The organism is Streptomyces noursei (assembly GCF_016917755.1).
GTDB lineage: Bacteria > Actinomycetota > Actinomycetes > Streptomycetales > Streptomycetaceae > Streptomyces > Streptomyces yunnanensis.
The window spans coordinates 5,303,455-5,325,530 of sequence record NZ_CP070326.1 but is presented as its reverse complement, the minus strand read 5'-3'; the positions used below and the strand labels follow the sequence as shown (position 1 = coordinate 5,325,530).

The window sequence follows — 22,076 nt, the reverse complement described above, 5'->3', positions numbered from 1 at the left end:
CGTTCTCCCCCTAGACGTTCGTGGTGCCCGACGTGCCGGCCGATGAGGCCGTGGATATGTCTTCGCTCGCGTCCACGGCGACGCGATCCGGGACGATTCCGGATACCGGCGGGAAAAGCATGCCCTGCGCGCTCCCGGCATCCAGGGCCACGCCCACCGGCCCCTCGATGGCGGGAATCACCACGTCGAGGACCCTGGCGCCGACCGCGGTGACGTACTGCCGGCCCGTCCCCAGCTCACTCTCGCGGGTCGCCGCAAAACGGGACAGGGCATCCTCGTCACTGAATGCGTAGAGCCAGCGGATACCGTCCAACTCGCCGGAGAGAAAGCTGTCGTTGACGACCGGAAGTATCACGACCGCGCGCCGGAATTCACCGATCAGCGCGGCCGGATTCGGCCGCCCCTCATGGAACGCCGCTACCTCGTCCGCCAACGGCATGGCGAGCCCCTCCCCCGTCGCGGTTCAACTCATCGACTCGTCAACTCACTGCTGGGTCAACTTTGGCATACGGCACTGACAACACCGCCGAGCGATGTCCGAATAAACCGGCCGGGAGTTCTTTTTATTTTCAAATATTGGGGGTGGTTGCGATCGCCCCGATGAGCGCCGCCGCCGCCGTGCGGGCGGTACGGGCGGTGTGGGCGGAGGCCGGTTCACCGGATATGGCGGCGGCGGTGATCGCGCCGTCGACCAGGAGCGCCAACTGGCTGGCGAGGGCGGCCGGGTCGGGGTGGTTCGAGGGGCGGGCGAGGTCGGCGAGGTAGGCGCGCAGAGCCTGTTTGTGGTCGCGGGTGACGCGGGCGACGCCCTCCGAAGTGGCGCCGAGCTCGCCGTAGGCGTTGATGAACGCGCAGCCGCGGAAGTCCTGGGCGGCGAACCAGCTGCCGAGCCAGTCGAAGACGGCGAGGAGGCGGTCCGCAGGAGCCGCGACGGCGCCACCTGCCTCCGTAGCCGCGTCCACGTAGGCGGCCAGGTCGGCCCGCCAGCGCGCGTCGCGGCGGCGGAGGTACGCCTCGACGAGGTCGTGCTTGGCGGGGAAGGTGCCGTAGAGGCGCTTGAGGGACACGCCGGCGGCGGTGCGGAGCTCGTCCATGCCGACGGCCTGGATGCCGCGCTCGTAGAAGAGCCGCTCCGCGGCGTCGAGGATCCGCGTCCGTACGTCGTCGGGGACGCCCTCGGGGGCGTTGCCATGGGCCGTCACAGGGGCCACCTTCCGTGGAGAACGTTCGTTCTCTAGACTAGCCGAGCGGGTGGAGAACGAGCGTTCTTCACGTTGTCGCACTCACGCTCACGCTCACGCTCGCGTTTGCGTTCGTGCTCACACCCGCACCCGCACCCGCACAGACAGGAGTCACACCATGACCGCACCCCGGCCCCCCTTCCCCCCGTTCGACGAGGAGAGTGCGCGGCAGAAGGTCCAGGCCGCCGAGGACGCCTGGAACACCCGTGATCCCGAGCGGGTGGCCCTCGCGTACACCGAGGACTCGGTCTGGCGGAACCGGGACACCTTCCTCGCCGGGCGCGCCGAGATCGTCGCGTTCCTGCGCCGGAAGTGGGAGCGGGAGCTGGATTACGCGCTCCGCAAGGAGCTCTGGTCGTATGCGGGGAACCGGATCGCGGTGCGGTTCCAGTACGAGAGCCGGGACGCCGAAGGCCAGTGGTGGCGGAGTTACGGCAATGAGCTGTGGGAGTTCGACGCGTCCGGGCTGATGGGGAGGCGGGAGGCCGGGATCCACGACGTCCGGATCGAGGAGGCGGAGCGGCGGATCTTCGGGGCGCGGCCGGAGGCGGAACGGGGGCTGCCGATTCCGTTCCGTTGAGGGCTTCACGGCCCGCCCCGGCCACCGCTCTCGTCCCGGCCGCCCCCTCCGCCCCGGCCGCTGTTGACGCCCCCTCCGCCCCGGCCGCCGACCGCCCGGGTCGCCTCCCCCAGGACGGCGACGCCCTCCGCCAACTCCCCCGGTGTGCGCGCCGCGTAGCCGAGGACCAGGCCCGGTCGGCCGTAGGGGCGCTGGCTGTGCCAGAACAGCGGATGGACCTTGACACCGCGGGCGAGGGCGGCGGCGGCCAGTTCGGTGTCGGGCGGGACGTCGGGCGGGAAGGTGATCGTCAGGTGCAGGCCGGCCGCGGCGCCGTGTACGGCCGCGGCCGGGAGGTGGCGGCGGACGGCGGCGATCACGGCGTCCCGACGCGCCCGGTGGCGGCGTCGCAACTGCCGGATCAGGCGCTCCAGTTCGCCGGATTCCATCAACCGGGCCAGTACCAGCTGCGGCAGCGCGGCGTTGCCGAGGTCGGCGAACCGCTTGGCGTCCACCAGCGCCTCCCGGTAGCGGGGCGGGGCCAGCAGCCAGCCGACCCGTAGGGCGGGGGCCAGCAGTTTGGAGACGCTGCCCGCGTAGCAGACATGGTCGGCGAGGAGGGAGTGCAGGGCGGGGGCCGGCGGGCGGTCGTAGCGGTGTTCGGCGTCGTAGTCGTCCTCGACGATCAGGCCGCCGGTGTCGCTCGCCCAGCGGAGCAGGTCGCGGCGGCGGGCCCCGTCGAGCACCACGCCGGTCGGGAACTGGTGTGCCGGGGTCAGCAGGGCGGCCCGCGCGCCGGTCGCCCGCAGCGCATCGACCCGGACGCCGCCCTCGTCCACCGGGACCGGCGGGGTCGCCGCGCCCCAGTACTGGAGGTGCTGGCGGGCGCCGAGCGAACCGGGGTCCTCCACGGCGAGGGCGTCGATGCCGTCGCGGAGCAGCACCTGGGTGATCAGGCCGAGTGCCTGTGCCGTACCGGAGACGATCAGGACGTCGGCGGGGTCGGCCCGGATGCCGCGGTTGCGGGCCAGCCAGTGGACGACCGCCCGGCGCAGTTCGGGGGTGCCCCGGGGGTCGCCGTAGCCGAGGGCCGCCGACGGGAGGCCGGCGAGCACCGCGCGTTCGGCACGCAGCCAGGCGGCGCGGGGGAACGAGGCGAGGTCGGGCAGGCCGGGCGTGAGGTCGATCCGTGCGGGGGCCGCGCGCAGGGCGTCGAAGACGTCGCTGCGGGGTGGGGCGGCGAAGGCCGCGGGGCCCGGACGTGGCGCCTCCCGCTCCGGCGTCGCCCCGGCGCCCGACGACGGCCCCGCGGCGGCCGTCATGGGTGCCGCGACCACCACCGTGCCGCCGCGGCCCCGCCCGGCCACCTGGCCGTCCTCGCGCAGCCGTTGGTACGCCTCGGTGACCAGGCCGCGGGAGACCCGCAGGTCGGCGGCGAGCACCCGGGTCGCGGGCAGCCTGCTCCCGACCGGCAGCCGGCCGTCCGCGATCGCCCGCCGCAGCTCGCCGGCCAGCCAGTCCGCCCGGCCCCCCGCCGGCGCTGCCGCGATCCTCAGCTGGAGGAAATCGGAACCGGTGGCGGACCCCGACGTTATGGACCCTTCAACCGGATGCTCTTTGGACCTGTCCACCGGACCATTATCCGGCGACGGTTGCTCCATGAACGCGCCTGACCAGCCCCAACCCCCCGCCGGATCCCCGGACTTCCCCGCCGGATCCCCGTACTTCCCCGCCTCCTCGGCACCGGACACGCCACCACCCCCGTACTCGTACGCGTCACCGTCACCGTCGCCGTCCCCGCATCCGTCCGCATCCCCGTCGCCGTCCCCGCGCCCGTCCCGACTCCCCTCCCCCGCCTACGTCCACGGCTACTCCGACCGGGAGGCGCGCCGCCTCGGCGACCAGGCCGACACCCTGGCGCAGCTGCTCCACGCCGGCACCGCCTACCCGGCCGGGAGCACCGTCCTGGAGGTCGGCTGTGGGGTCGGCGCGCAGACCCTGCACCTGGTCAACGGCAGTCCGGGCGCCCGCATCGCCGCCCTCGACCGCTCCGCGGCCTCGCTCGACCAGGCCCGCGCCCAGCTTGCCGCGCACGCCCCGCACGCGGCGGCCAACGTCACCTGGCACCACGCCGACCTGCACCGACTCCCCTTCTCCGACGCCTCCTTCGACCATGTCTTCCTCTGCTTCGTCCTGGAGCACCTCCCCGACCCCGTCCGCGCGCTGACCGGGCTGCGCCGCGTACTGCGCCCCGGCGGCACCCTCACCGCCATCGAGGGCGACCACGGCTCGGTGGTCTTCCACCCGGACAGCCCGGCCGCCCGCCGGGTGATCGACCACCAGGTCCGCCTGCAGGCGGCGGCCGGCGGGAACGCCCTGGTCGGGCGGCAGTTGCACCCCCTGCTCACCGGGGCCGGTTTCGCGGACGTCGCCGTCCGGCCCCGTACCGTCTACGCGGACGCGAGCCGGCCCGGCCTCGTCTCCGGCTTCACCCGCCGCACCTTCATCGCCATGGTCGAATCCGTCCGGGACGAGGCCCTCGCCGCCGGGCTGACCGCGCCCGCCGACTGGGACCGCGGCATCACCGACCTACGGCGCTCCGCGGAGCCCGGTGGCAGCTTCCACTACACGTTCTTCAAGGCCGTGGCCGTGCGGCCCGCCGACGACCCGGCGGACGGGGGCGGTCGGGGTCGGTCGGGTCAGCACTCCCGCAGCGCGGGCAGCTTCTCCCGCGTCGGCTCGTCGTGCGGCATGCACACGAACAGCTTGACCCCGGGCGCCTCCAGCGCCGCCAGCTTCACATAGTCGAAGGTCAGCGCCCCGACCCGCGGATGGCGGAACTCCCGCCGGGTGCTTCCGAAGTCCGCGAGGTGGTGCGCCTGCCACCACCGGGTGAACTCCGGGCTGCACGCGGAGAGTTCCCGGATCAGCCGTTCGGCCCGCGGATCGCCGAACCGCTCGCCGGCGTCCGCCCGGAACTGGGCGACGAGGTCCCGCGCCTGCCCCTCCCAGTCGACCAGGAGCGTCCGCATCGCCGGGTCGGTGAAGACCACCCGGAGCAGGTTCCGCTCGTCGGGCGCCAGCCGGCCGGGATCGCCGATCAGCCCGGCCTCGGCGCGGTTCCAGGCCACCAGGTCCCAGTTGGCGTCGAGCAGATAGGCCGGGTGCGGGTCCAGTGCGTCCACCAGCCGCTGGAGGGCGGGCCCGGGGCCGGAGCGGTCCGGCTGCTCCGGGGGCAACTCGCCGGCCAGTGCGTACAGATGGCGCCGCTCGACCGGGCCGAGCATCAGGGCCCGCGCCAGGCTGGCCAGGACCTGCCGGCTGACGCCGATGTCCCGGGCCTGTTCCAGCCAGGTGTACCAGGTGACGCTGACGCCGGAGAGCTGGGCTACCTCTTCGCGCCGCAGCCCGGGGGTCCGCCGCCGGGGCCCGGCCAGGATGCCCGCCTCCCGCGGGGTGATCCGTTCCCGGCGCGCGCGCAGGAACTCCGCCAGGGCGCGCCGCCTGTCCTCGTCGGCCATGGCCCTCCCCCAGGGCGGCGGCGCCCGGCCGGTGACGGGTGTCCGGCCAGTGGTGCGCGTGCGGTCGGTGGTAGCGAAAACACCAGCATAATCGGTCTCTGTACGGCCGTTCGGGGCTGCGCGAGCGTTGCGGCATGGCTCAGACATCACGTCCGGCCGGGGCCGTGCACGGCGCCCCGGCCCCTCTTCCCACGCCGCCCGCGGCGGCTTCCCGGGGCGCCCTCGCGCTCATCCTCACCGGTGCCTTCGTGGCCGTCCTGGACACCTTCATCGTGCTGGTGGCGGCCCCGGCCATCCAGGCGGACCTGCACGCCTCCGACGCCGACGTCCAGCTGATCCTGGCCGGCTACCAACTCACCTACGCCATCGCGCTGATCACCGGCGCCCGGCTCGGCGACCGCTTCGGCCGCAAGCGGCTGTTCCAGTGGGGGATGGCGCTGTTCACCGCCTCCTCCGTGGGCTGCGCGCTGGCGCCCGGCGCGGGCGTGCTGATCGCCGCGCGGCTCGTCCAGGGGCTCTCCGCGGCCGCGATGTTCCCGCAGGTCTTCGCGATGCTCCAGGTGCTGGTGCCGGCCGAGCGGCGGTCCCGGGCGTTCGGGGCGCTGGGGGCGGTGATCGGCATCGCCGGTGCGGTGGGGCAGCTGCTGGGCGGCGTCCTGGTCTCCGCCGACCTGTTCGGCTCCTCCTGGCGCCCGGTCTTCTGGGTCAACGTGCCCGTCGGCCTGGTGGCGCTGGCGCTCACCGCGCGGTACGTGCCCGAGACGCGCGCCCCGCAGGCGCGCCGCCTGGACCTGCCCGGGGCCGGGGTGCTGACCCTGGCGCTGGCGCTGCTGGTCGTGCCACTGGTCGAGGGGCGGGCCGCCGGCTGGCCCCGGTGGACGTGGTTCAGCCTGGCCGCCAGTGTGCTGGCGTTCGTGGCGTTCGCCCTGGTGGAGCGGCGGGTGGGCGCGTCCGGTGGGGCGCCGCTGGTGCGACTGCGGCTGTTCCGGGAGCGGCCCTTCGCGGTCGGCATGGGCCTGGTGCTCCTCGCCTACGCCGGCATCAACTCCTTCTTCCTGGTCTTCTCGCTCACCCTCCAGGACGGACTGGGGCAGGACGCCCTCGGCGCCGGGCTGTTCTACCTGCCGTTCGCGGTGGTCTTCCTCGCCACCAGCCTGCTGGCCGGGCGGCTCGCCCGCTTCGGACGGCGGGTGCTGCAGGTCGGCGCCCTGATCACCTTCCTCGGCTTCGGCAGCACCGTCGTGACGGCCGCCACCGCCGGACCGGAACTGACCGCCTGGCGGCTGGTCCCGACCCTGGCCCTGGTCGGCGCCGGCAACGGCCTGCTGGTCACCCCGCTGCTGAGCGCGGTCCTCGCCGGCGTCCGCCCCGAGGAGACCGGGATGGCCTCCGGCCTCCTCTCCACCGGCCAGCAGGTCGGCGGCGCGGTCGGCGTGGCCGTCCTCGGCGTCCTCTTCTACGGTGCCCTCGGCCCCGCCGCCCACCAGGACACCGCCGCCTACGGCCACGCCATGATGGGGGCCCTGACCGCCAACGCCGCCCTCGCCGGGCTGGTCTCGCTGCTGCTGCCGTTCCTCCCGGACCCGGCGCGCCACCGCAACGGCGCACCAACTCGCCGCCGTCCCGCCATAGGCCGCCGTGCACCGGAGCGCTATCGTCAGATCGAATAGAACGTAACGGGGGAGGGCAGCGATCGATGGCCCGGGATGAAGCCGTGATCGGCTGTACCGGAGTGCTGCTGATCGGCACGCGTGGAGCTGCCGGCCCCGGTGAGGTTCTGGTGCGGATCCGAGGCGGCTCCGAGACGTTCCTCGCCTGGTCCGCCGAGCCCCTTCCCGTCGGGGCGACCGTGCTCGTGATCGAGTCCCGTGGCCATCGCCAGGTCAACGTCATGGAGTGGGTCGATCCGTTGGACGCGTCGGCCGGCGACCCCGGCGACGCAGGTTGAGGAGACGAGTGATGTTCGGTTACCGCGTTCCTGCCCCTGATCAAGCCATGCTGATCTCCGGTGGCAGGCGGGGGCAGGGCGGTGCGCCATTCCGGGTGGTGACCGGCCACGGCAAGTTCGTGCTGCCGGTCTTCCGCAAGGTCCGCTTCCTGACGCTGGCGCTGTGCGAGTCCGAGGTCGCCGAGAAGTGCGTGACCCGGCAGGGCATCGCGCTCACGGTGCGTGCCGTGATCGCTTTCAAGGTCGGCAACGACACCGAGAGCATCGTCAACGCCGGCCAGCGCTTCCTGTCCGACCAGGACCAGATGTCGATCCTGACCGGCCGGATCTTCGCCGGTCATCTGCGCTCCATCATCGGCTCGATGACGGTCGAGGAGATCGTCACCGAACGGCAGAAGCTGGCCACCGAGGTCCTGGAGACGTCCAAGACCGAAATGGCCAAGATCGGCCTGATCGTGGACTCGTTGCAGATCCAGTCGATCGACGACGGCGACACCGGCTACATCGAGGCGATGTCCGCCCCGCACAAGGCGGCCATCCAGCGCCAGGCGCAGATCGCCCAGGCCCAGGCCACCCAGGCGTCCGTCGAGGCGCAGCAGGAGGCGGCGCGCAACCAGGCCGAGTACTCCCGCCAGACCGCGGTGGTCCAGGCCGAGTACTCCGCCGAGGTGGACCGCGCGCAGGCCCGCGCCGCGCAGGCCGGTCCGCTCGCCCAGGCCCACGCCCAGCAGGAGGTGTTGGCCGCCCAGACCGAGCTGGCCGAGCGCCGCGCCCGGCTGCGCCAGCAGGAGCTGGTCGCCGAGGTCGTCAAGCCCGCCGAGGCGGAGGCCGAGCGCATCAAGCTGCTGGCCACGGCCGAGGCCGAGCGGATGAAGATCCAGGCCGAGGCCGCCGCCTCGCACGACCGGGTGGCCCTGGACCGGATGCTGATCGACCAGCTCCCGCAGATCGTCAAGGAGGCGTCCGCGGGCCTGGCCAACGCCAACGTCAACGTCCTCAACGGCACCGACGGCCTCGGCGAGATCGCCGCCGGCCTGGTCGGCCAGGGCCTGACCATCCTGGACTCGGTCCGCCGCAACCTCGGCACCGCGGCCTCGTCCGACACCGCGGGCGGCGGGACCGGCTCCGCCAACGGCAACGGCACCGCGCACAGCGGCCGCGTCGAGATCGAATAGCTCCGACGCCGACCGGCGCCGGGGGCGGTCGCCTCGCGGCCGCCCCCCCCGCCGCTCGCCGCGGGGCGCTACGCCCCGCGGCCCCGCGGCTCCTCCATGTGCGACTCGCGGACGTAGGCCACGAGGCGGTCCAGCACCGCCTTGGTGGTGTCCAGGTCGGCGTCGTCGAAGTCGCTGAGCGCCTGGCGCAATCCGTCCAGCCTGACCTGCCGGAAGCTCTCCAGGACGGCCCTGCCGTGCGGCGTGATCGCGATCCGGCGGACCCGCCGGTCCAGCTCGTCCAGGGTGCGCTCGACGAGGTTCTGCGCCTCCAACTGGCTGATCTGCCGGGTGACATGCGGCGGTTCGACCATCATCTGCAGCGCGAGGTCGCCGACCCGGCTGACGCCTCCGCTGTCCTCCAGCGCCATCAGCAGATACAGGTCGGAGCGGCCGGCCGTGACCCCCGCCCGGCTCGCCTGCCGCTCGTGCGCCTGCGAGCGGGTGAGCAGATAGGACAGCGTGGCCAGCACTTTTTGCAGGGCGGTGGTGGAGTCCTGGTGGAGCGCGGGGTCCGGCATGGGGGAACTTTAACTTCCGCTCCCCTCCCTAAAGGGAGAGGATTCCTACCACGGTCGACTGACCGTCTCGGTGGGTTCCTGCTTCGCTGCGCTGCGCGGGGACGAGTCCCCGTCTTACCTGCGCTCGGATCGCCTGGTAGTCCCGGCGTCCCGCCCCTCGACCACCCTTCACCACGCACCACTTGGGAGCATCATGCGCATCCACGCCGACCAGGAGAAGTGCTGCGGCGCCGGCAGCTGCGTCCTCGCCGCGCCGGACGTCTTCGACCAGCGGGAGGAGGACGGCATCGTGGTCGTCCTCGACCCCGCGCCGCCGGCCGCGCTCCACGACGCGGTCCGCGAGGCGGCGGCCATCTGCCCGGCCGCCGCGATCACGGTGACCGACTGACCCACCGACCGGACAGCCGCAGGGCCGACCGACGGACCGGCCCACCGGCGCCCCGCTTCCCGGTTCCCGGTTCCCGGTTCCCGCCCCGACCGCGGGACCCGGGGCGGGCCGCCGAAACCCCTCCCGGCCGAGGGATCGATTCGGCGCCCTCCCTTCGAGGGACGGCAGGCATCACCGGACGTCCGAGCGGGCAGCGAACCAGTTCGCACCACGCCAACTTCCTTGGCCCGAAAGGACGTTATGATGCGCCGCCTCCGTCGCACGCTGGCCACCGCGGCCGGCTCAGCGGCCCTCGCGCTGGCCCTGCCCACCGCCTCGGCCCACGCCGCCACCGGCTACTTCAGCTACGTCTACGAGGCCCCGGGCGGCGGGGCGCGACCCGGTTTCCTCGTCGCCCCGCCGAGCGGGAAGTGCGTCACGCTCCCCGAGGCGATCCAGGAGTACCTGCCGCCCGCGCACTCGCCGCGCAACCACACCGCGTCCACCGCCACGGTCTTCGCCGGCCCCGACTGCACCGGCGCCCACTTCACCCTGCGCCCGGAGGGCGGCCACGGCTCGGAGCGGCTCAAGCTCCGTTCGGTGCGCTTCTCCTGAGCCCCGCTCCTCCCCGACCCGGGCCCGTCCGCGGGGCGTACAGCCGCCACGCCCCTCGGACGGGCCCGCCCACGTCTCGGCGGCCCTACGGCTCGGCGGCCCTACGCCCGCAGGCCCGCCGCCAGCGTCCGCAGCGCCGCCTCGGACGGCGAGCCCGGCGCGGCGTGATGCGTCACCAGCGTCTGCCCCGGTTCGGCCGCCACGAGCAGCGTCTCGTAGGTGAGGGTCAGCGGGCCCACCACCGGGTGGTCCAGCTGCTTCACGCCGAAGCCCTTGCCCCTGATGTCGTGCCGGTCCCAGAACCGTCGGAACTCCTCGCTGTGCACGGTCAGTTCGGTGATCCGCGCGGTCAGCGCGGGGTCGTCCGGGATCCGCGCCAGCTCCTGCCGGAGCAGCGAGACCGTCACCTCCGCCTTGTCCTCCCAGTTCACGTACAGCGCGCGGGTGGCCGGGTCCAGGAAGACCTGCCAGGCCAGGTTGCGCCGCTCGGGCGGCAGCGCCGGGAAGTCGCCGAACACGGCGCGGCCCAGCCCGTTCCAGCCGATGATGTCCAGCCGTCGGCCCACCACGAACGCGGGGACCAGCTCCAACGCGTCCAGCAGCTGCCGGCACGCGGGCCCCACCCGCTGCGGGCCGGCGACCGGCCGGGCCCGGCGGGGGACCGGGCGGACCAGGTGCCGGAGGTGGTCGCGCTCGGCCGGGGTCAGTCGCAGCGCGGTGCCGAGCGCCGCCAGCACGGCGTCCGAGACGTTCTGGCCGTGGCCCTGCTCCAGCCGCGTGTAGTACGCCACGCTCACCCCGGCCAGCTGCGCCAGCTCCTCGCGGCGCAGCCCCGGCACCCGGCGCCGCGCGCCGCGCTCGGGCAGCCCGACGTCCCCGGGCCGCAGCCGGGCCCGCCGCGAGCGCAGGAATTCGCTCAGCTCGGTGCGCCGGTCGACGACCACCGGCGCCGGCCACCCCGCCCGGCCGCCGGGCCCCGCGGGCTTCCCGCTCCCCAAGGGGGTTCCGTCAGTAGTAGGCACGCCATGCATACGTTCAAGGGTGCACTGGTTGGGCGGGGCGGAACGACACATCCTCGGTGGCATGACCCACACCTCTGTCGCCGCGTACGCCGCGCCCGCACCGAAGGCACCGCTGGAGCGGATCACGATCCCGCGCCGCGAGCTGGGTGCCCACGACATCCTGATCGACATCAAGTTCTCCGGCATCTGCCACTCCGACATCCACACCGTGCGCGCCGAGTGGGGCGACGGCGGGAACTTCCCGATCGTGCCCGGCCACGAGATAGCGGGCGTGGTCGCCGCGACCGGCTCCGAGGTCACCCGCTACCAGGTGGGCGACCGGGTCGGCGTCGGCTGCTTCGTCGACTCCTGCCGCAGCTGCGAGAACTGCCGGGCCGGCCTGGAGCAGTACTGCACCGGCGAGCTCGGCACCGTCAACACGTACAACGACACCGACCGGCACGGTGAGATCACCTACGGCGGCTACGCCAGCCACCTGGTCGTCGACGAGAACTACGCGCTGCGCATCCCCGACGCGCTCCCGCTGGACGCCGCGGCCCCGCTGCTGTGCGCCGGCATCACCCTCTACTCCCCGCTCGCCCACTGGCAGGCGGGCCCCGGCAAGAAGGTCGCCGTGGTCGGCCTGGGCGGACTGGGCCACATGGGCGTCAAGATCGCGCACGCCATGGGCGCGGAGGTCACCGTCCTGAGCCAGTCGCTCCGCAAGAAGGACGACGGCCTGCGGCTCGGCGCCGACCACTACTACGCGACCAGCGACCCGGCCACCTTCGAGGCGCTGGCCGGCACCTTCGACCTGATCGTCAACACCGTCTCGGCCAACCTGGACCTCAACGCCTACCTCGGGCTGCTGCGCACCGACGGCACCCTGGTCCAGCTCGGCGCCCCCGAGAACCCGCTGCCCATCGCCCCGTTCGCGCTGATCGGCGGCCGGCGGTCGTTCGCCGGTTCGCTGATCGGCGGCATCGCGGAGACCCAGGAGATGCTCGACTTCTGCGCCGAGCACGGCCTGACCGCGGACATCGAGGTGATCGGCGCGGACCGGATCAACGAGGCGTACGAGCGGGTGCTGGCGAGCGACGTCCGCTACCGCTTCGTCATCGACGCCTCGACGATCTGACCCGTCGCGCCGCGCACCGGCGCGCCGACCTGTCGTACCGACGACCCGACGCACCGTGCGCGAGGTGAGCGCCCGGGGCCGCCCCCACTGGCCGCCCCGGGCGTTTCGCGTGCCGTGACCCCGGGCACCGCACCAACACTCTACTTGGAAATGGTAGCCATTTCCATATAGCCTCCGTCCCGACCGTCAGCCACCCGACTCCCGGAGGCCCGCCACCATGGCCGTACCCAAGCGCAAGCTCTCCCGCAGCAACACCCGCCACCGCCGCGCCCAGTGGAAGGCCAGCGCCCCGCGGCTGGTGCCGCTCACCCTGGACGGCGTCGTGTACCAGGTGCCGCAGCACCTGGTGAAGGCGTACCGGCTCGGCCTGCTCGACCCGAAGGGCTGACCGGGCCATGCCCCACCCCCGGCTGCCCGTCACCGTGCTCTCCGGCTTCCTGGGCGCGGGCAAGACCACCCTGCTCAACCACATCCTGGGCAACCGGGAGGGCCTGCGGGTCGCGGTGATCGTCAACGACATGAGCGAGGTCAACATCGACGCCGCGCTGGTCCGCGGCGGCGGGGCGGCGCTCTCCCGCACCGAGGAACGGCTGGTCGAGATGACCAACGGGTGCATCTGCTGCACCCTCCGCGACGACCTGCTGGAGGAGGTCGACCGGCTGGCCCGGGCCGGCCGCTTCGACTACCTGCTGATCGAGTCCAGCGGGATCTCCGAGCCGATGCCGGTCGCCGCCACCTTCGCCTTCCCGCGCGACGACGGCGCCACCCTGGGCGACCTGGCACGCCTGGACACCATGGTCACGGTCGTGGACGCGGCCAACTTCCTGCCCGAACTGGCCGGCGGCGACGCCCTGGTCGAGCGCGGCCTGGACCAGTACGAGGACGACGAACGCACGGTCAGCGACCTCCTCATGGACCAGATCGAGTTCGCCGACGTCCTCGTCCTGAACAAGACCGACCTGGTGGACCCGGCCACCGCCGCCCGCCTGCGCGCCACCCTCGCCCGCCTCAACCCGGCCGCCCGGGTCGTCCCCGCCCGACGCGGCCGGGTGCCGCTCGCCGAGGTCCTGGGCACCGGCCGCTTCGACCTCGAACGCGCCCAGCAGGCGCCCGGCTGGGTGCGGGAGCTCAACGGCGACCACGTCCCGGAGACCGAGGAGTACGGCATCTCCAGCACCGTCTTCCGGGCCGACCGCCCCTTCCACCCGGGCCGCCTCTGGCGGTTCGTCACCGAGCGGATGGACAGCGGCGACTACGGCGACGTGCTCCGCTCCAAGGGCTTCTTCCGCCTCGCCACCCGGCCCGGCATCACCGGACTGTGGTCCCAGGCGGGCACGGTCGCCCGTTTCGAACCGTCCGGGACGGACGCCGACGACACCACCGACGGGACCGCCGGCGCCCCCGACGAGCCGCTCGGCCCGTCCGGCCAGGAACTCGTCTTCATCGGCACCGGCCTGCGCCCGGAGCCGCTGCGCGCCGCCCTCGCCGCCTGCCTGCTCGACCCCGGCGAGCCGGCGCCCACCGCGGCCGAGGACCCGTTCCCGGCCTGGGCGGTGCACGGCCCGGACGACGTCTGCGCGCCTACCCCCGGGACGGCGGAGGTGCCCGCCGCCGTTCGCCGGCCCGCGGCGGCCGGCTGACATGCGGCGGCAGTCCCGCCCGGGGCACGGGACACCGGGCCCCACCCGGCCACCGGATACGGTCACGGAAGCGCCGGCGGCCCGCGGAAAGTTTTTCGCGCCGGGCGGCAACCCCGCCCCAGGCCGCACGTCGTCTCGGGTGAGGGCGCCCTCGGGCGCCACCCGTTGACGAACTGGAGCAGCCGACCGTGAACCCGTCCCGTACCGCGCGCACCTCCCGTACCGTCCGCCACCGTCTGAGCCGTTCGGCCGGTGCCGGTCTGCTCGCCGCGATAGCGCTCACCACCGTCGCGACGGCCGGTACCGCCCAGGCCGCCACCGCCTCCTCGGGCCCGGCCGCCAGCGCCACGCCGTCGCCGGTCCCGACCAACCCCCCGGGCCACAGCGCCTCCCCCGTTCCCTCCCCCACCCTGCCGCCCGGCCACGGCGCCACCCCCTCGCCGGCCCCGACCCACCCCGCCGGCCACCGGCCGACCGCCACCCCGTCCTCGCCCGGCGACCGGCCGAGCCCCGTCCCCAGCCACCCCGGCAGCCGCCCCGCGCCGGCCCCGGACGGCGGCCAGGGCAAGCAGCTCGCCAAGACCGGCGCCTCCTCGGCGACCACCCTCGCCCTGGGCGGCGGCGCGGCCGCCCTGATGCTCGCGGGCGGCGGCGCGCTCTACGCGGTCCGCCGGAACCGCGCCTGACCCCGCCCCGGTCCGCCCGAGGAACGATGGCCCACTACGCCCCGCACCCGACCCCGGCACGGTTCGCCCTGCCGGGGCTCCGGCCTGCCGCCTGGCGCCGGCTGCTGCGCGCCGTCCGCCGCGAGTCGCCGCCCCGCCACCCCGCGACACTCCATCAACTCCCGCCGCCCACATGGCGGTTGACCCACGAACGGGACGGCGCGCCACCCCCGGAACCGCACCGCCCCACCCTCACCGAGCTCTACCACGCCCACCGGCTGAACATGGTCCGGCTGGCCGTCCTGCTCGTCGACGACCGGGCCACCGCCGAGGACGTCGTCCAGGACGCGTTCGCCGCCCTCTACAAACGCCACGGCGAACAGCTCGGCGAGGTCGACAACGCCCTCGCCTACCTGCGCACCGCGGTGGTCAACGCCGCCCGCTCGGTGCTGCGCCGCCGCCGCACCGCCCGCGACTACACTCCGCCGCACGAGGCCGCCGCGCCGTCCGCCGAGGAGCGAGTGGTCCTCGACGAGGAACACCGCGAGGTCTTCGCCGCGCTCGGCGGGCTCACCGCGCGCCGCCGCGAGGTCCTGGTCCTGCGCTACTGGGGCGACCTCACCGAAGCGCAGATCGCCGCGACCCTGGGCATCAGCCGCGGCGCGGTGAAGTCCCTGGCCAGCCGCGCCCTGGACGCGCTGGAGAAGATCCTGGAGGAACGGTCCTGAGTACCCGCGACCCCGCCCCCTGGGACACCCCGCAACGGCCCGTCGAGGACCGACTGCGCCGCGCCCTCGCGGCCCGCGCCGACGCCGTCGACGCCCACGACCTCCGCCCGGCGGCGCCCCCCGGCCCCCACCTGCGCCGCGCCCGCCTCCCCCGGCCCGTCTTCCTCAGCCGGTTCCGGCCGCGCCGCCTCGTCCTGCCGCTGGCCGCCGCGGCGGGCGCCGCCGCCCTCGCCCTCGCCGCGCACCTCGCCACCACCCCCGAGCGCCCGCCGGCCCGTCCGCTGCCGGCGTCCCCGCCGAGCCCCGCCACGCCCTCCCCGGGCACCAGCACCCCGGCCCCGTCCCCGTCCGTCCCCGACCCGTCCCCGGACACCGCCCCCGGCGCCACCCGCACCGGCCCGGGCACCCCCTCCGGCCGCCCGCCGCACCGCACCGCGCCCCCCGTGTCCAGCGCGCACCCGACCGGCCGGGCGGGCCGCAGCACCACCCCGACGCCGTCCGCGTCCGCCCCGCCCCCGCCGACCGGGAAAGCGACGCCCAGCGTTCGCTGACCGGCCCTTGCCCGCCCCGTCCCCCCGTGCCCGAGAATCGTGCCCATGCCCTTCCGGCCCGCCCTTGCGTCCCCGTCCCCGCCCCGCCGCACCGACGCCGCCCGCCGCGCCCGCCCCCTCGTCGCCGCTCTCGTGGCCGCCACCGCCCTGTCGCTCGCCGCCTGCCAGGACGGCGGCGGCTACCGCGCCGCCCTCCCCCTGCGCGCCGTCTCCCCCGCCCCGTCCCCGTCCTCCGGCCCCGACCCCCGCACCCGGGACGCCTGCACCCCCGAGATGCTGCGCTTCCACGCCGGCGCCGAGCCGCACCGCGCCCGCCACATGCTGCTGACCGTCACCAACATCTCGGACCGCACCTGCACCTTCGCCGCCCAGCCCTACCCCCTGCTGCACTTCGGCGACCACCGCCCGGGCCCCGTCCCGCCCCTCCCGTACAGCCGGCCGCACACCCCCGTCGCGCTGCCGCCCGACGGCACCGCCTACGCCGTGGTGCTCACCGACACCCAACCCGGCGCGCCGGGCGGCCGGAGCGCCCCGCGCAGCACGGCCGAAAAGGCGTCCCAGTTCGGGGTCGCACTGGCCGAGCGCACCACCCCCGCGCAGGTCGGCGTCGATGGCCGCGGCCCGGTCCGGGTGGATCCGGACACCGCCGCGGTCACGTACTGGCAGCCGAGCCTGGCGGACGCCGGGCGGTGGTGAGCCGATCGGGCCCGCCGCGCCGTGCGACCGCCGCGACCGGACGAGCGAGCGATAGCCCGTTCGTGCCGTATCAGCCAGCTCATCACCCACCAATGATCCGAAATCGCCGCGATTGATCTCGTTTGCTCCACCGCCTCCTGGCTGCGCCCGGTGCCCCCAGCCCGGTAGGCTTTCCGTGTGATCTTCAAGCGCATCGGAAATGGGCGGCCGTACCCGGACCACGGTCGGGAGAGCACCCGCCAGTGGGCGGACGTCGCCCCGCGCCCGGTACGCCTCGACCAGTTGGTGACCACCAAGCAGCAGCTCGACCTCGAAACGCTGCTCGCCGAGGACTCCACGTTCTACGGCGACCTCTTCGCGCACGTCGTGAAGTGGGAGGGCGATCTGTATCTGGAGGACGGCCTGCACCGGGCGGTCCGCGCTGCGCTCCAGCAGCGCCAGGTGCTGCACGCCCGCGTCCTCGAACTCGGCTGACGGCCGGCCGCCGCCCGCGTCCACCCCGACCACCGGCGTGGACGCCAGCTGAATTGGCCCACTCGGGTTTCCCACACACAACGCACTGATCATCTAGTAGGCACGGCACACGCCCGGCACTACGCTGCGGCCATGAGCATGCTGACGCCTCCCGGCATGGGCGGTAAATACCGCATCAAAGGCGACAGGTACCCGCGGATGCGCCGTCCCCGTCACCGTCGTCGCATCGTCCTCGGCATCGTGGCCGGCGCCTGCGCCCTGGGGCTGGTCGGCTGGGGAACCCTGCAGCTCATCGACGTCTTCGGCGGCAAGGGCAGTACGGCCCAGGCCGCGCAGGACAAGAGACATTGCCCGTCCGGCACCGCCGGCCGCGCCACGGCCGCCCCGCCCGCCGCCAAGCCGCCCGCCCCGGCGTCCCTGACCGTCAACGTCTACAACGCCACCGAGCGCGCCGGACTCGCCAAGCGCACCGCCGACGAACTCCAAAAGCGCGGCTTCAAGATCGGCAAGGTGGGCAACGCCCCGGCCGCCTACGACAAGAAGGTCAACGGCACCGGCATACTGATCGGCCCCACGGCCGCCACCGCCGGCCCGCTGAAGGTGCTGGCCACCCAGCTGGCCGGGGCCCAGCTGAAGACCGACGGCCGGCAGACCGCCGACCTCGACCTGATCATCGGCGGCGGCTTCAAGGCCCTCGCCACCCCGCAGGAGGCCACCGCGGCCCTGTCCCTGCTGACCCGCCCGGCCCGGCCCCCGGCCACCGCCACCTGCTGAGCACGCCACGGGGCCCCGCACCAGACTCGTGGTGCGGGGCCCCGTGGCACGCCGGGAAGGGGTGCCTCAGCCGGCGGTGCCGTACATCCGGTCGCCCGCGTCGCCCAGGCCCGGGACGATGTAGCGGTCCGCGTTGAGGTGCTCGTCGACGGCGGCGGTGACCACCGTGACCGGCGTGCCGGCCAGCTCGCGCTCCATGACCTCGACGCCCTCGGGCGCGGCCAGCAGACAGATCGCGGTGACGTCGTCCGCCCCGCGCTTGATGAGTTCCCTGATCGCCGCGACCAGCGTGCCGCCGGTGGCCAGCATCGGGTCGACGACGTACACCTGTCGACCCGACAGGTCGTCGGGCATCCGCGTGGCGTACGTGTGCGCCTCGTAGGTCTCCTCGTTGCGGACCATGCCCATGAAACCGACCTCGGCGGTGGGCAGCAGCCGGACCATGCCGTCGAGCATCCCCAGACCGGCCCGCAGGATCGGCACGACCATGGGTCGGGGGTGGGACAGCCGCACGCCGGTGGTCGCCGTCACCGGCGTCTCGATGTCGACCTGCTCGGTGCGCACGTCACGGGTGGCCTCGTAGGCGAGCAGGGTGACCAGCTCGTCGGCGAGCCGCCGGAAAGTCGGGGAGTCGGTGCGCTTGTCGCGCAGAGTGGTGAGTTTGTGCGCCACCAGCGGGTGGTCGACGACATGGATCCGCATGACATCGACAGTAACCGAGCCGCGGGGCCCCGGCGCCCGTCGCGCACCGCCCACGCTCCGGCACGTGAGCGACATCTCTCACAACGTCCGCACGACGCAGCGTCGAAGACGGCGCGCGGACGCGATGTTTCTGCCACGATTCCGAAGGGGCGGGAAGCAGCGGCGTGCAGCGCCGCCCCGCCCGGCCCGGCACGCCTCTGACCAGTGGGAGAGTCACGGTGTACTTCGCCGCACTGCTCGCGCGCACCGAAGACGGGTGGGAAGCGAGCGATACAGAGCTCGACGATGTGGAAACGCTGACCGATCTGGCCGACCTGGCCCGAGAGGCAGCGGTCGAAGACGACACGGTGGTGGTCCTCATCGAGCAGGAGGACGCCTGGTTCGGCATCATCCGGGTCGACGGCGAGGAGGACCCCAGGGTCTTCGTCTCCAACGCCGCGATGGCCGCCAGGAGCTCGTACGGCACGATGTTGACCGACGAACTCCTCGGCCGCGACGACAGCGCTGGCGACGAACTCGACAGCCTCGACCTGGACGGCACCGAGGACGGCGAACCCGAAGCGGACCACGACCTCGACGACGATGCCGAGACGGCCATGGTGAGCGGCCCGCTCGGCGACGCCGGGCTGCTCGGCGACCTCGGCGTCACGGAGAAGGAACTGCTCACCCTCGACGGCGACGCGCTCGGTGCGATCGCCGACGCCCTCGGCTGCACGGACCTGCTGGAAGCCGTGCGCTGAGCCCCGCCGGGCCCACGTTCCGCCCCTGGGCCCGGCCCCCGGCCACGTCCCCGACACTGGGGACATGACCGTCCCCCCATCCGCCCCCCTCCCCTCCGCCGCCCCCGACCCGCTGCGCGCCCCCTGGATCGCGCCGATGCGTCGGGCCCTGGTGGAGGCCGCCCGCGCCCCCGGGACCGGCGACGTCCCGGTGGGCGCCGTCGTGCTGTCCGCGGACGGCACGGTCCTGGGCGCCGGCCACAACGAACGCGAGGCCACCGGCGACCCCACCGCGCACGCCGAGGTCCTCGCCCTGCGCGCCGCCGCCGAGACCCTACGGAAGCAAGCCGGCCAGGGTGGTGAGGGGCGACGGGCGGGGGAATGGCGCCTGACCGGCTGCACCCTCGTCGTCACCCTCGAACCCTGCACGATGTGCGCCGGCGCGATCGTCCTCTCCCGCGTCGACCGGGTCGTCTACGGCGCCCGCGACGCCAAGGCCGGCGCCGTCGGCTCGCTGTGGGACGTGGTCCGCGACCGCCGCCTCAACCACCGCCCCGAGGTCGTCACCGGCGTTCTGGAGCCCGACTGCGCCGCCCTCCTCACCGCGTTCTTCCGCGACCGCTGACCGCCGCGCGACGCCCGTCCCGCCATCCGATTTCGGCGCACGGGGCCCTTTGGGCTAAGCTCTCTCTCGGTAGCGTGTCCGAGCGGCCGAAGGAGCTCGCCTCGAAAGCGAGTGTGGCGCAAGTCACCGAGGGTTCAAATCCCTCCGCTACCGCTCTTGAGAACCGCCCCCGATCTGCGCGAGCAGGTCGGGGGCGGTTTTGCGTTGTCGTCGCCCCGCACCGCGGAAGCCCGCCCTGAGGGGACGTCAGGCTCCGGGGCGGGCGTCGGCGGGGCGGTCCCAGGGCGCGGGCCGTCCGCGGCGGCGGGCGCGCGCCTCATCGGCCACGCGCCCGCCGTGGCAAGCGGAGGGAATATCAAGGGCCTTGGCGACAGGGCAGGGGCGACCGTGCTGCGGTGGCGGGCGTACGGCCGGTCCCGCGTCGGCCCGTTGAGTGGGGCGGCGGCGCGGAGGGGCGGCGGCAGGGGGCAGTTGCCGGGCCGGCGACGGAAAACGGGGGCGGCCGGAGCCCGGTGTGGACTCCGGCCGCCCCCGCGGTGCGCGCAAGGCGCGGAAAACTGACCTGATCCGTCAGCCCCGACGGCGGAAAGCCTTCCGGATGAAGTGCACGATCATCCAGATCAGCAGGATCACGATGACGATGATCACCACGATGATCACGATCAGGAAGATACCGAGCTTCTTGAAGAAGCCCATCTTCTTCTTCGGCTTGTCGTGGGACGTGAAAGCCGCCTGCTGCGTGACGTGGTGGTAGCTGCTGCTGTGCGTGCTGTGCCGCCACTTCAGGGCGGCTGCGGGGGCCGCCTCGACGCGCGCGGCGTCGGGGGCGGCCGTCCGCGCGCCCGGCGCGGCCTGCGCGGCGGTCACGGCGGCGGGGCGGGCCGCGGCGGCCTCGGCCAGTCCGGCGGCGGCGGCCGGACCGGCGGCCGCGGCCAACATGCCGAACAGCAGCGCCAGCACGACCATCGGGCGGCGGCGGGCCACGGCCCGACGGCCGGGTGCGTGCGGCGAACCGGACTGCCGGTGCGCGGAGTTCATGAGCGTGAGTCGCATGGGATTCGCTTTCCCCCTCGTACGGTGCGTTCAGCCATTATGGGCGGGTGTGGGCATTCCGGCGGACGTCTCGACCTCCAGTAGGGAGGCGCTCCGGCGCTCCTCGTCGAAGGCCGCGCGGCCGCCCCGCAGCCCGAACAACCGCTTGCCGATGGCGATGTAGAGCACCGCGAGGATGTTGATGACCAGGGTGGCGATCTTGAGCCAGCTGACCTTCTCGGTCAGCTCGTAGATCTCCAGCGGCAGGAACGCGGCGGTCGCCACCACCGCCAGGTACTCCGCCCAGCGCTTGGACATCCACAGTCCGACGCCCTCGACGATCTCCACCAGCGCGTACGCGAGCAGGAGCGCGGCCACCACCATCAGGGTGGAGTGCTTGTAGCCGAAGGTCTTCCGGATGGTGTCGACGATCGGGGAGTGGTCCAGGTCGTAGTGGAAGTGGACGGCGATCGGGCGGACCACGTCCAGGTTCTTGTCGAAGAACTGGCGGACCGCGTCCTGGCTGTTGCTGAACTGCCACACGGCGAGCGCCGCCAGCACCACGAACACCCCGCGCAGCGCCCGCTCCACGGCCAGGAACCGCAGGAGGAACAGGTCCCGCAGCACCTTGCCGCGCGGGACCAGCGGGGCGCCGGCGGCCGGCCCGGAGCCGTGCGGCTCGCCGAGCACGAAGTCGCCGCAGCGCAGACAGCGCCAGGCCGCGCCCAGGGCGGTACTGGCGTGCAGTTTCGCCTCCAGGTGCGCCTCGTGCGGACGGTAGGTGATGTGCCCGCGCCGCGCGCAGGTACGTCGGTTCCAGTCGATGCTCATCGCGGGAGCCCCCGGTTTTCCTCTCGTCGTTCCGCGCGGGCCGGTGCCACGGCGGTCGGCCGCCGTGGGCCGGCCCGCGCTCCGTGCCGGCCGATTGTCGCGTACATGAGGTGATCCGCGACTTGCGGGGATGCCTTACGGGGAGAGGGACGAGAAGAACGGTCCTGAGGTTGCCGGAGAACGGCCCGGACCAGTGCGCGCGCCCGGCGCGCGGGGGGTGTGGCCGGGGGAGGCGGGCCAGGGGGTTGGAGCCGCCTCCCCCGATGAGGACCGGGCCCCGAGTCCACGCCGCGCTGTCAGGGAGTACGCGGCACGGACCCCGCAGTGGGGCGCTGGTCCCGGGGCCCCGCGGATTCCTGCCAGACCCGCGGTGGCCTCATGACTCCATCCTGCCTCCCGCGGGCCGTCCCAACAGCCGGGCAAAGGGCCCTCCTTGGAGGGCCTTTGGTCCATAAGACCCGCGTGAAGGACAGGGCCGGACGGGGTGTACCGCCTCGCCCGGTCGAACACGTGT

General features: G+C 74.0%; 26 protein-coding genes and 1 tRNA gene. 18 read left to right on the top strand and 9 right to left on the bottom strand.

Translation table 11 applies throughout. The features are described 5' to 3' along the window. Positions 1-10: 10 nt before the first annotated feature. Both JNO44_RS23600 and JNO44_RS23595 read right to left on the bottom strand, forming a co-directional pair. Positions 11-439 (bottom strand): SseB family protein, encoded by a 429-nt coding sequence (locus JNO44_RS23600; protein ID WP_205365988.1) that lies wholly within the window; start codon positions 437-439, stop codon positions 11-13. Between the two features lie 130 nt (positions 440-569). Further along, positions 570-1,202, bottom strand: a complete 633-nt coding sequence (locus JNO44_RS23595; protein WP_205365987.1) for a TetR/AcrR family transcriptional regulator — start codon at positions 1,200-1,202, stop codon at positions 570-572. A 157-nt stretch (positions 1,203-1,359) separates the two neighbouring features. Here JNO44_RS23595 and JNO44_RS23590 point away from each other — a divergent pair, with 157 nt between their 5' ends. Further along, entirely contained in the window at positions 1,360-1,821 is a 462-nt protein-coding gene (locus JNO44_RS23590; RefSeq protein WP_073444303.1) for a nuclear transport factor 2 family protein, read from the top strand. Between the two features lie 5 nt (positions 1,822-1,826). On the opposite strand, the gene pdxR is transcribed toward JNO44_RS23590, so the two are convergent. After that, on the bottom strand, positions 1,827-3,461 hold the full coding sequence (pdxR, locus tag JNO44_RS23585) for a MocR-like pyridoxine biosynthesis transcription factor PdxR (protein ID WP_205365986.1): 1,635 nt from the start codon (positions 3,459-3,461) through the stop codon (positions 1,827-1,829). Here pdxR and JNO44_RS23580 point away from each other — a divergent pair. Beyond that, a complete protein-coding gene (locus JNO44_RS23580) occupies positions 3,460-4,605 on the top strand; it encodes a methyltransferase domain-containing protein (protein WP_240167633.1) in 1,146 nt (381 codons plus the stop codon). The genes pdxR and JNO44_RS23580 overlap by 2 nt on opposite strands. Here the strand turns inward: JNO44_RS23580 and JNO44_RS23575 are convergent. After that, entirely contained in the window at positions 4,500-5,321 is an 822-nt protein-coding gene (locus JNO44_RS23575) for a helix-turn-helix transcriptional regulator (RefSeq protein ID WP_205365985.1), read from the bottom strand. The genes JNO44_RS23580 and JNO44_RS23575 overlap by 106 nt on opposite strands. A gap of 134 nt (positions 5,322-5,455) precedes the next feature. Here JNO44_RS23575 and JNO44_RS23570 point away from each other — a divergent pair, with 134 nt between their 5' ends. Genes JNO44_RS23570 through JNO44_RS23560 form a run of 3 tightly spaced genes read left to right on the top strand, consistent with a single transcriptional unit; the run spans position 5,456 to position 8,444 of the window. Beyond that, the gene (locus JNO44_RS23570; protein ID WP_240167632.1) at positions 5,456-6,991 is read left to right on the top strand and encodes an MFS transporter; all 1,536 of its coding nucleotides are present in this window, start codon (positions 5,456-5,458) and stop codon (positions 6,989-6,991) included. A 26-nt stretch (positions 6,992-7,017) separates the two neighbouring features. Beyond that, positions 7,018-7,269 (top strand): hypothetical protein, encoded by a 252-nt coding sequence (locus tag JNO44_RS23565; protein WP_067348751.1) that lies wholly within the window; start codon positions 7,018-7,020, stop codon positions 7,267-7,269. Positions 7,270-7,280: 11 nt separating this feature from the next. Beyond that, positions 7,281-8,444: an SPFH domain-containing protein gene (locus tag JNO44_RS23560; protein ID WP_039634408.1), complete on the top strand. Its 1,164-nt coding sequence runs from the start codon at positions 7,281-7,283 to the stop codon at positions 8,442-8,444. A 68-nt stretch (positions 8,445-8,512) separates the two neighbouring features. Here JNO44_RS23560 and JNO44_RS23555 read toward each other — a convergent pair whose 3' ends face one another. Beyond that, complete coding sequence (locus JNO44_RS23555; protein WP_205365984.1) at positions 8,513-9,004, bottom strand: MarR family winged helix-turn-helix transcriptional regulator; 492 nt, start codon at positions 9,002-9,004, stop codon at positions 8,513-8,515. A 193-nt stretch (positions 9,005-9,197) separates the two neighbouring features. Between JNO44_RS23555 and JNO44_RS23550 the strand changes: the two genes are divergently transcribed. Both JNO44_RS23550 and JNO44_RS23545 read left to right on the top strand, forming a co-directional pair. After that, positions 9,198-9,392: a ferredoxin gene (locus JNO44_RS23550; protein ID WP_039634416.1), complete on the top strand. Its 195-nt coding sequence runs from the start codon at positions 9,198-9,200 to the stop codon at positions 9,390-9,392. 243 nt (positions 9,393-9,635) lie between these two features. Beyond that, positions 9,636-9,986: a hypothetical protein gene (locus JNO44_RS23545; RefSeq protein ID WP_205365983.1), complete on the top strand. Its 351-nt coding sequence runs from the start codon at positions 9,636-9,638 to the stop codon at positions 9,984-9,986. Positions 9,987-10,087: 101 nt separating this feature from the next. On the opposite strand, the gene JNO44_RS23540 is transcribed toward JNO44_RS23545, so the two are convergent. Next, positions 10,088-10,984: a helix-turn-helix domain-containing protein gene (locus tag JNO44_RS23540; protein WP_420882670.1), complete on the bottom strand. Its 897-nt coding sequence runs from the start codon at positions 10,982-10,984 to the stop codon at positions 10,088-10,090. 85 nt (positions 10,985-11,069) lie between these two features. On the opposite strand from JNO44_RS23540, the gene JNO44_RS23535 reads away from it, so the two are divergent. From JNO44_RS23535 to JNO44_RS23500, 8 genes are all read left to right on the top strand, one after another. After that, positions 11,070-12,125, top strand: coding sequence for an NAD(P)-dependent alcohol dehydrogenase (locus tag JNO44_RS23535; protein WP_102926714.1), 1,056 nt, complete (start codon positions 11,070-11,072; stop codon positions 12,123-12,125). A 217-nt stretch (positions 12,126-12,342) separates the two neighbouring features. Next, the gene (gene rpmF, locus JNO44_RS23530; RefSeq protein WP_039634423.1) at positions 12,343-12,513 is read left to right on the top strand and encodes a 50S ribosomal protein L32; all 171 of its coding nucleotides are present in this window, start codon (positions 12,343-12,345) and stop codon (positions 12,511-12,513) included. A gap of 7 nt (positions 12,514-12,520) precedes the next feature. Next, on the top strand, positions 12,521-13,765 hold the full coding sequence (locus JNO44_RS23525; RefSeq protein ID WP_205365982.1) for a GTP-binding protein: 1,245 nt from the start codon (positions 12,521-12,523) through the stop codon (positions 13,763-13,765). Positions 13,766-13,953: 188 nt separating this feature from the next. Beyond that, entirely contained in the window at positions 13,954-14,451 is a 498-nt protein-coding gene (locus JNO44_RS43635) for an LAETG motif-containing sortase-dependent surface protein (protein ID WP_240167631.1), read from the top strand. Positions 14,452-14,477: 26 nt separating this feature from the next. Beyond that, on the top strand, positions 14,478-15,158 hold the full coding sequence (locus JNO44_RS23515) for an RNA polymerase sigma factor (protein ID WP_205365981.1): 681 nt from the start codon (positions 14,478-14,480) through the stop codon (positions 15,156-15,158). A gap of 596 nt (positions 15,159-15,754) precedes the next feature. Next, positions 15,755-16,405, top strand: a complete 651-nt coding sequence (locus JNO44_RS23510) for a DUF4232 domain-containing protein (protein WP_205365980.1) — start codon at positions 15,755-15,757, stop codon at positions 16,403-16,405. Positions 16,406-16,582: 177 nt separating this feature from the next. Continuing rightward, a complete protein-coding gene (locus JNO44_RS23505; RefSeq protein WP_030084955.1) occupies positions 16,583-16,879 on the top strand; it encodes a type II toxin-antitoxin system VapB family antitoxin in 297 nt (98 codons plus the stop codon). Positions 16,880-17,011: 132 nt separating this feature from the next. Continuing rightward, positions 17,012-17,653, top strand: coding sequence for a LytR C-terminal domain-containing protein (locus tag JNO44_RS23500; RefSeq protein WP_235093897.1), 642 nt, complete (start codon positions 17,012-17,014; stop codon positions 17,651-17,653). Positions 17,654-17,719: 66 nt separating this feature from the next. Here JNO44_RS23500 and upp read toward each other — a convergent pair whose 3' ends face one another. Beyond that, entirely contained in the window at positions 17,720-18,355 is a 636-nt protein-coding gene (upp, locus tag JNO44_RS23495; RefSeq protein ID WP_039634434.1) for a uracil phosphoribosyltransferase, read from the bottom strand. A 218-nt stretch (positions 18,356-18,573) separates the two neighbouring features. Between upp and JNO44_RS23490 the strand changes: the two genes are divergently transcribed. The 3 genes from JNO44_RS23490 to JNO44_RS23480 all read left to right on the top strand — a co-directional run bounded on the left by JNO44_RS23490 (position 18,574) and on the right by JNO44_RS23480 (position 19,852). After that, positions 18,574-19,095: a tRNA adenosine deaminase-associated protein gene (locus tag JNO44_RS23490; protein ID WP_205365979.1), complete on the top strand. Its 522-nt coding sequence runs from the start codon at positions 18,574-18,576 to the stop codon at positions 19,093-19,095. Between the two features lie 64 nt (positions 19,096-19,159). Beyond that, positions 19,160-19,699, top strand: a complete 540-nt coding sequence (gene tadA, locus JNO44_RS23485) for a tRNA adenosine(34) deaminase TadA (protein WP_205365978.1) — start codon at positions 19,160-19,162, stop codon at positions 19,697-19,699. A 68-nt stretch (positions 19,700-19,767) separates the two neighbouring features. Next, positions 19,768-19,852: transfer RNA gene (locus tag JNO44_RS23480), tRNA-Ser, on the top strand. 417 nt (positions 19,853-20,269) lie between these two features. Here JNO44_RS23480 and JNO44_RS23475 read toward each other — a convergent pair. Then, positions 20,270-20,752, bottom strand: coding sequence for a hypothetical protein (locus tag JNO44_RS23475; protein WP_205365977.1), 483 nt, complete (start codon positions 20,750-20,752; stop codon positions 20,270-20,272). 30 nt (positions 20,753-20,782) lie between these two features. After that, complete coding sequence (locus JNO44_RS23470; RefSeq protein ID WP_039634441.1) at positions 20,783-21,562, bottom strand: DUF2127 domain-containing protein; 780 nt, start codon at positions 21,560-21,562, stop codon at positions 20,783-20,785. Positions 21,563-22,076 lie beyond the last annotated feature (514 nt).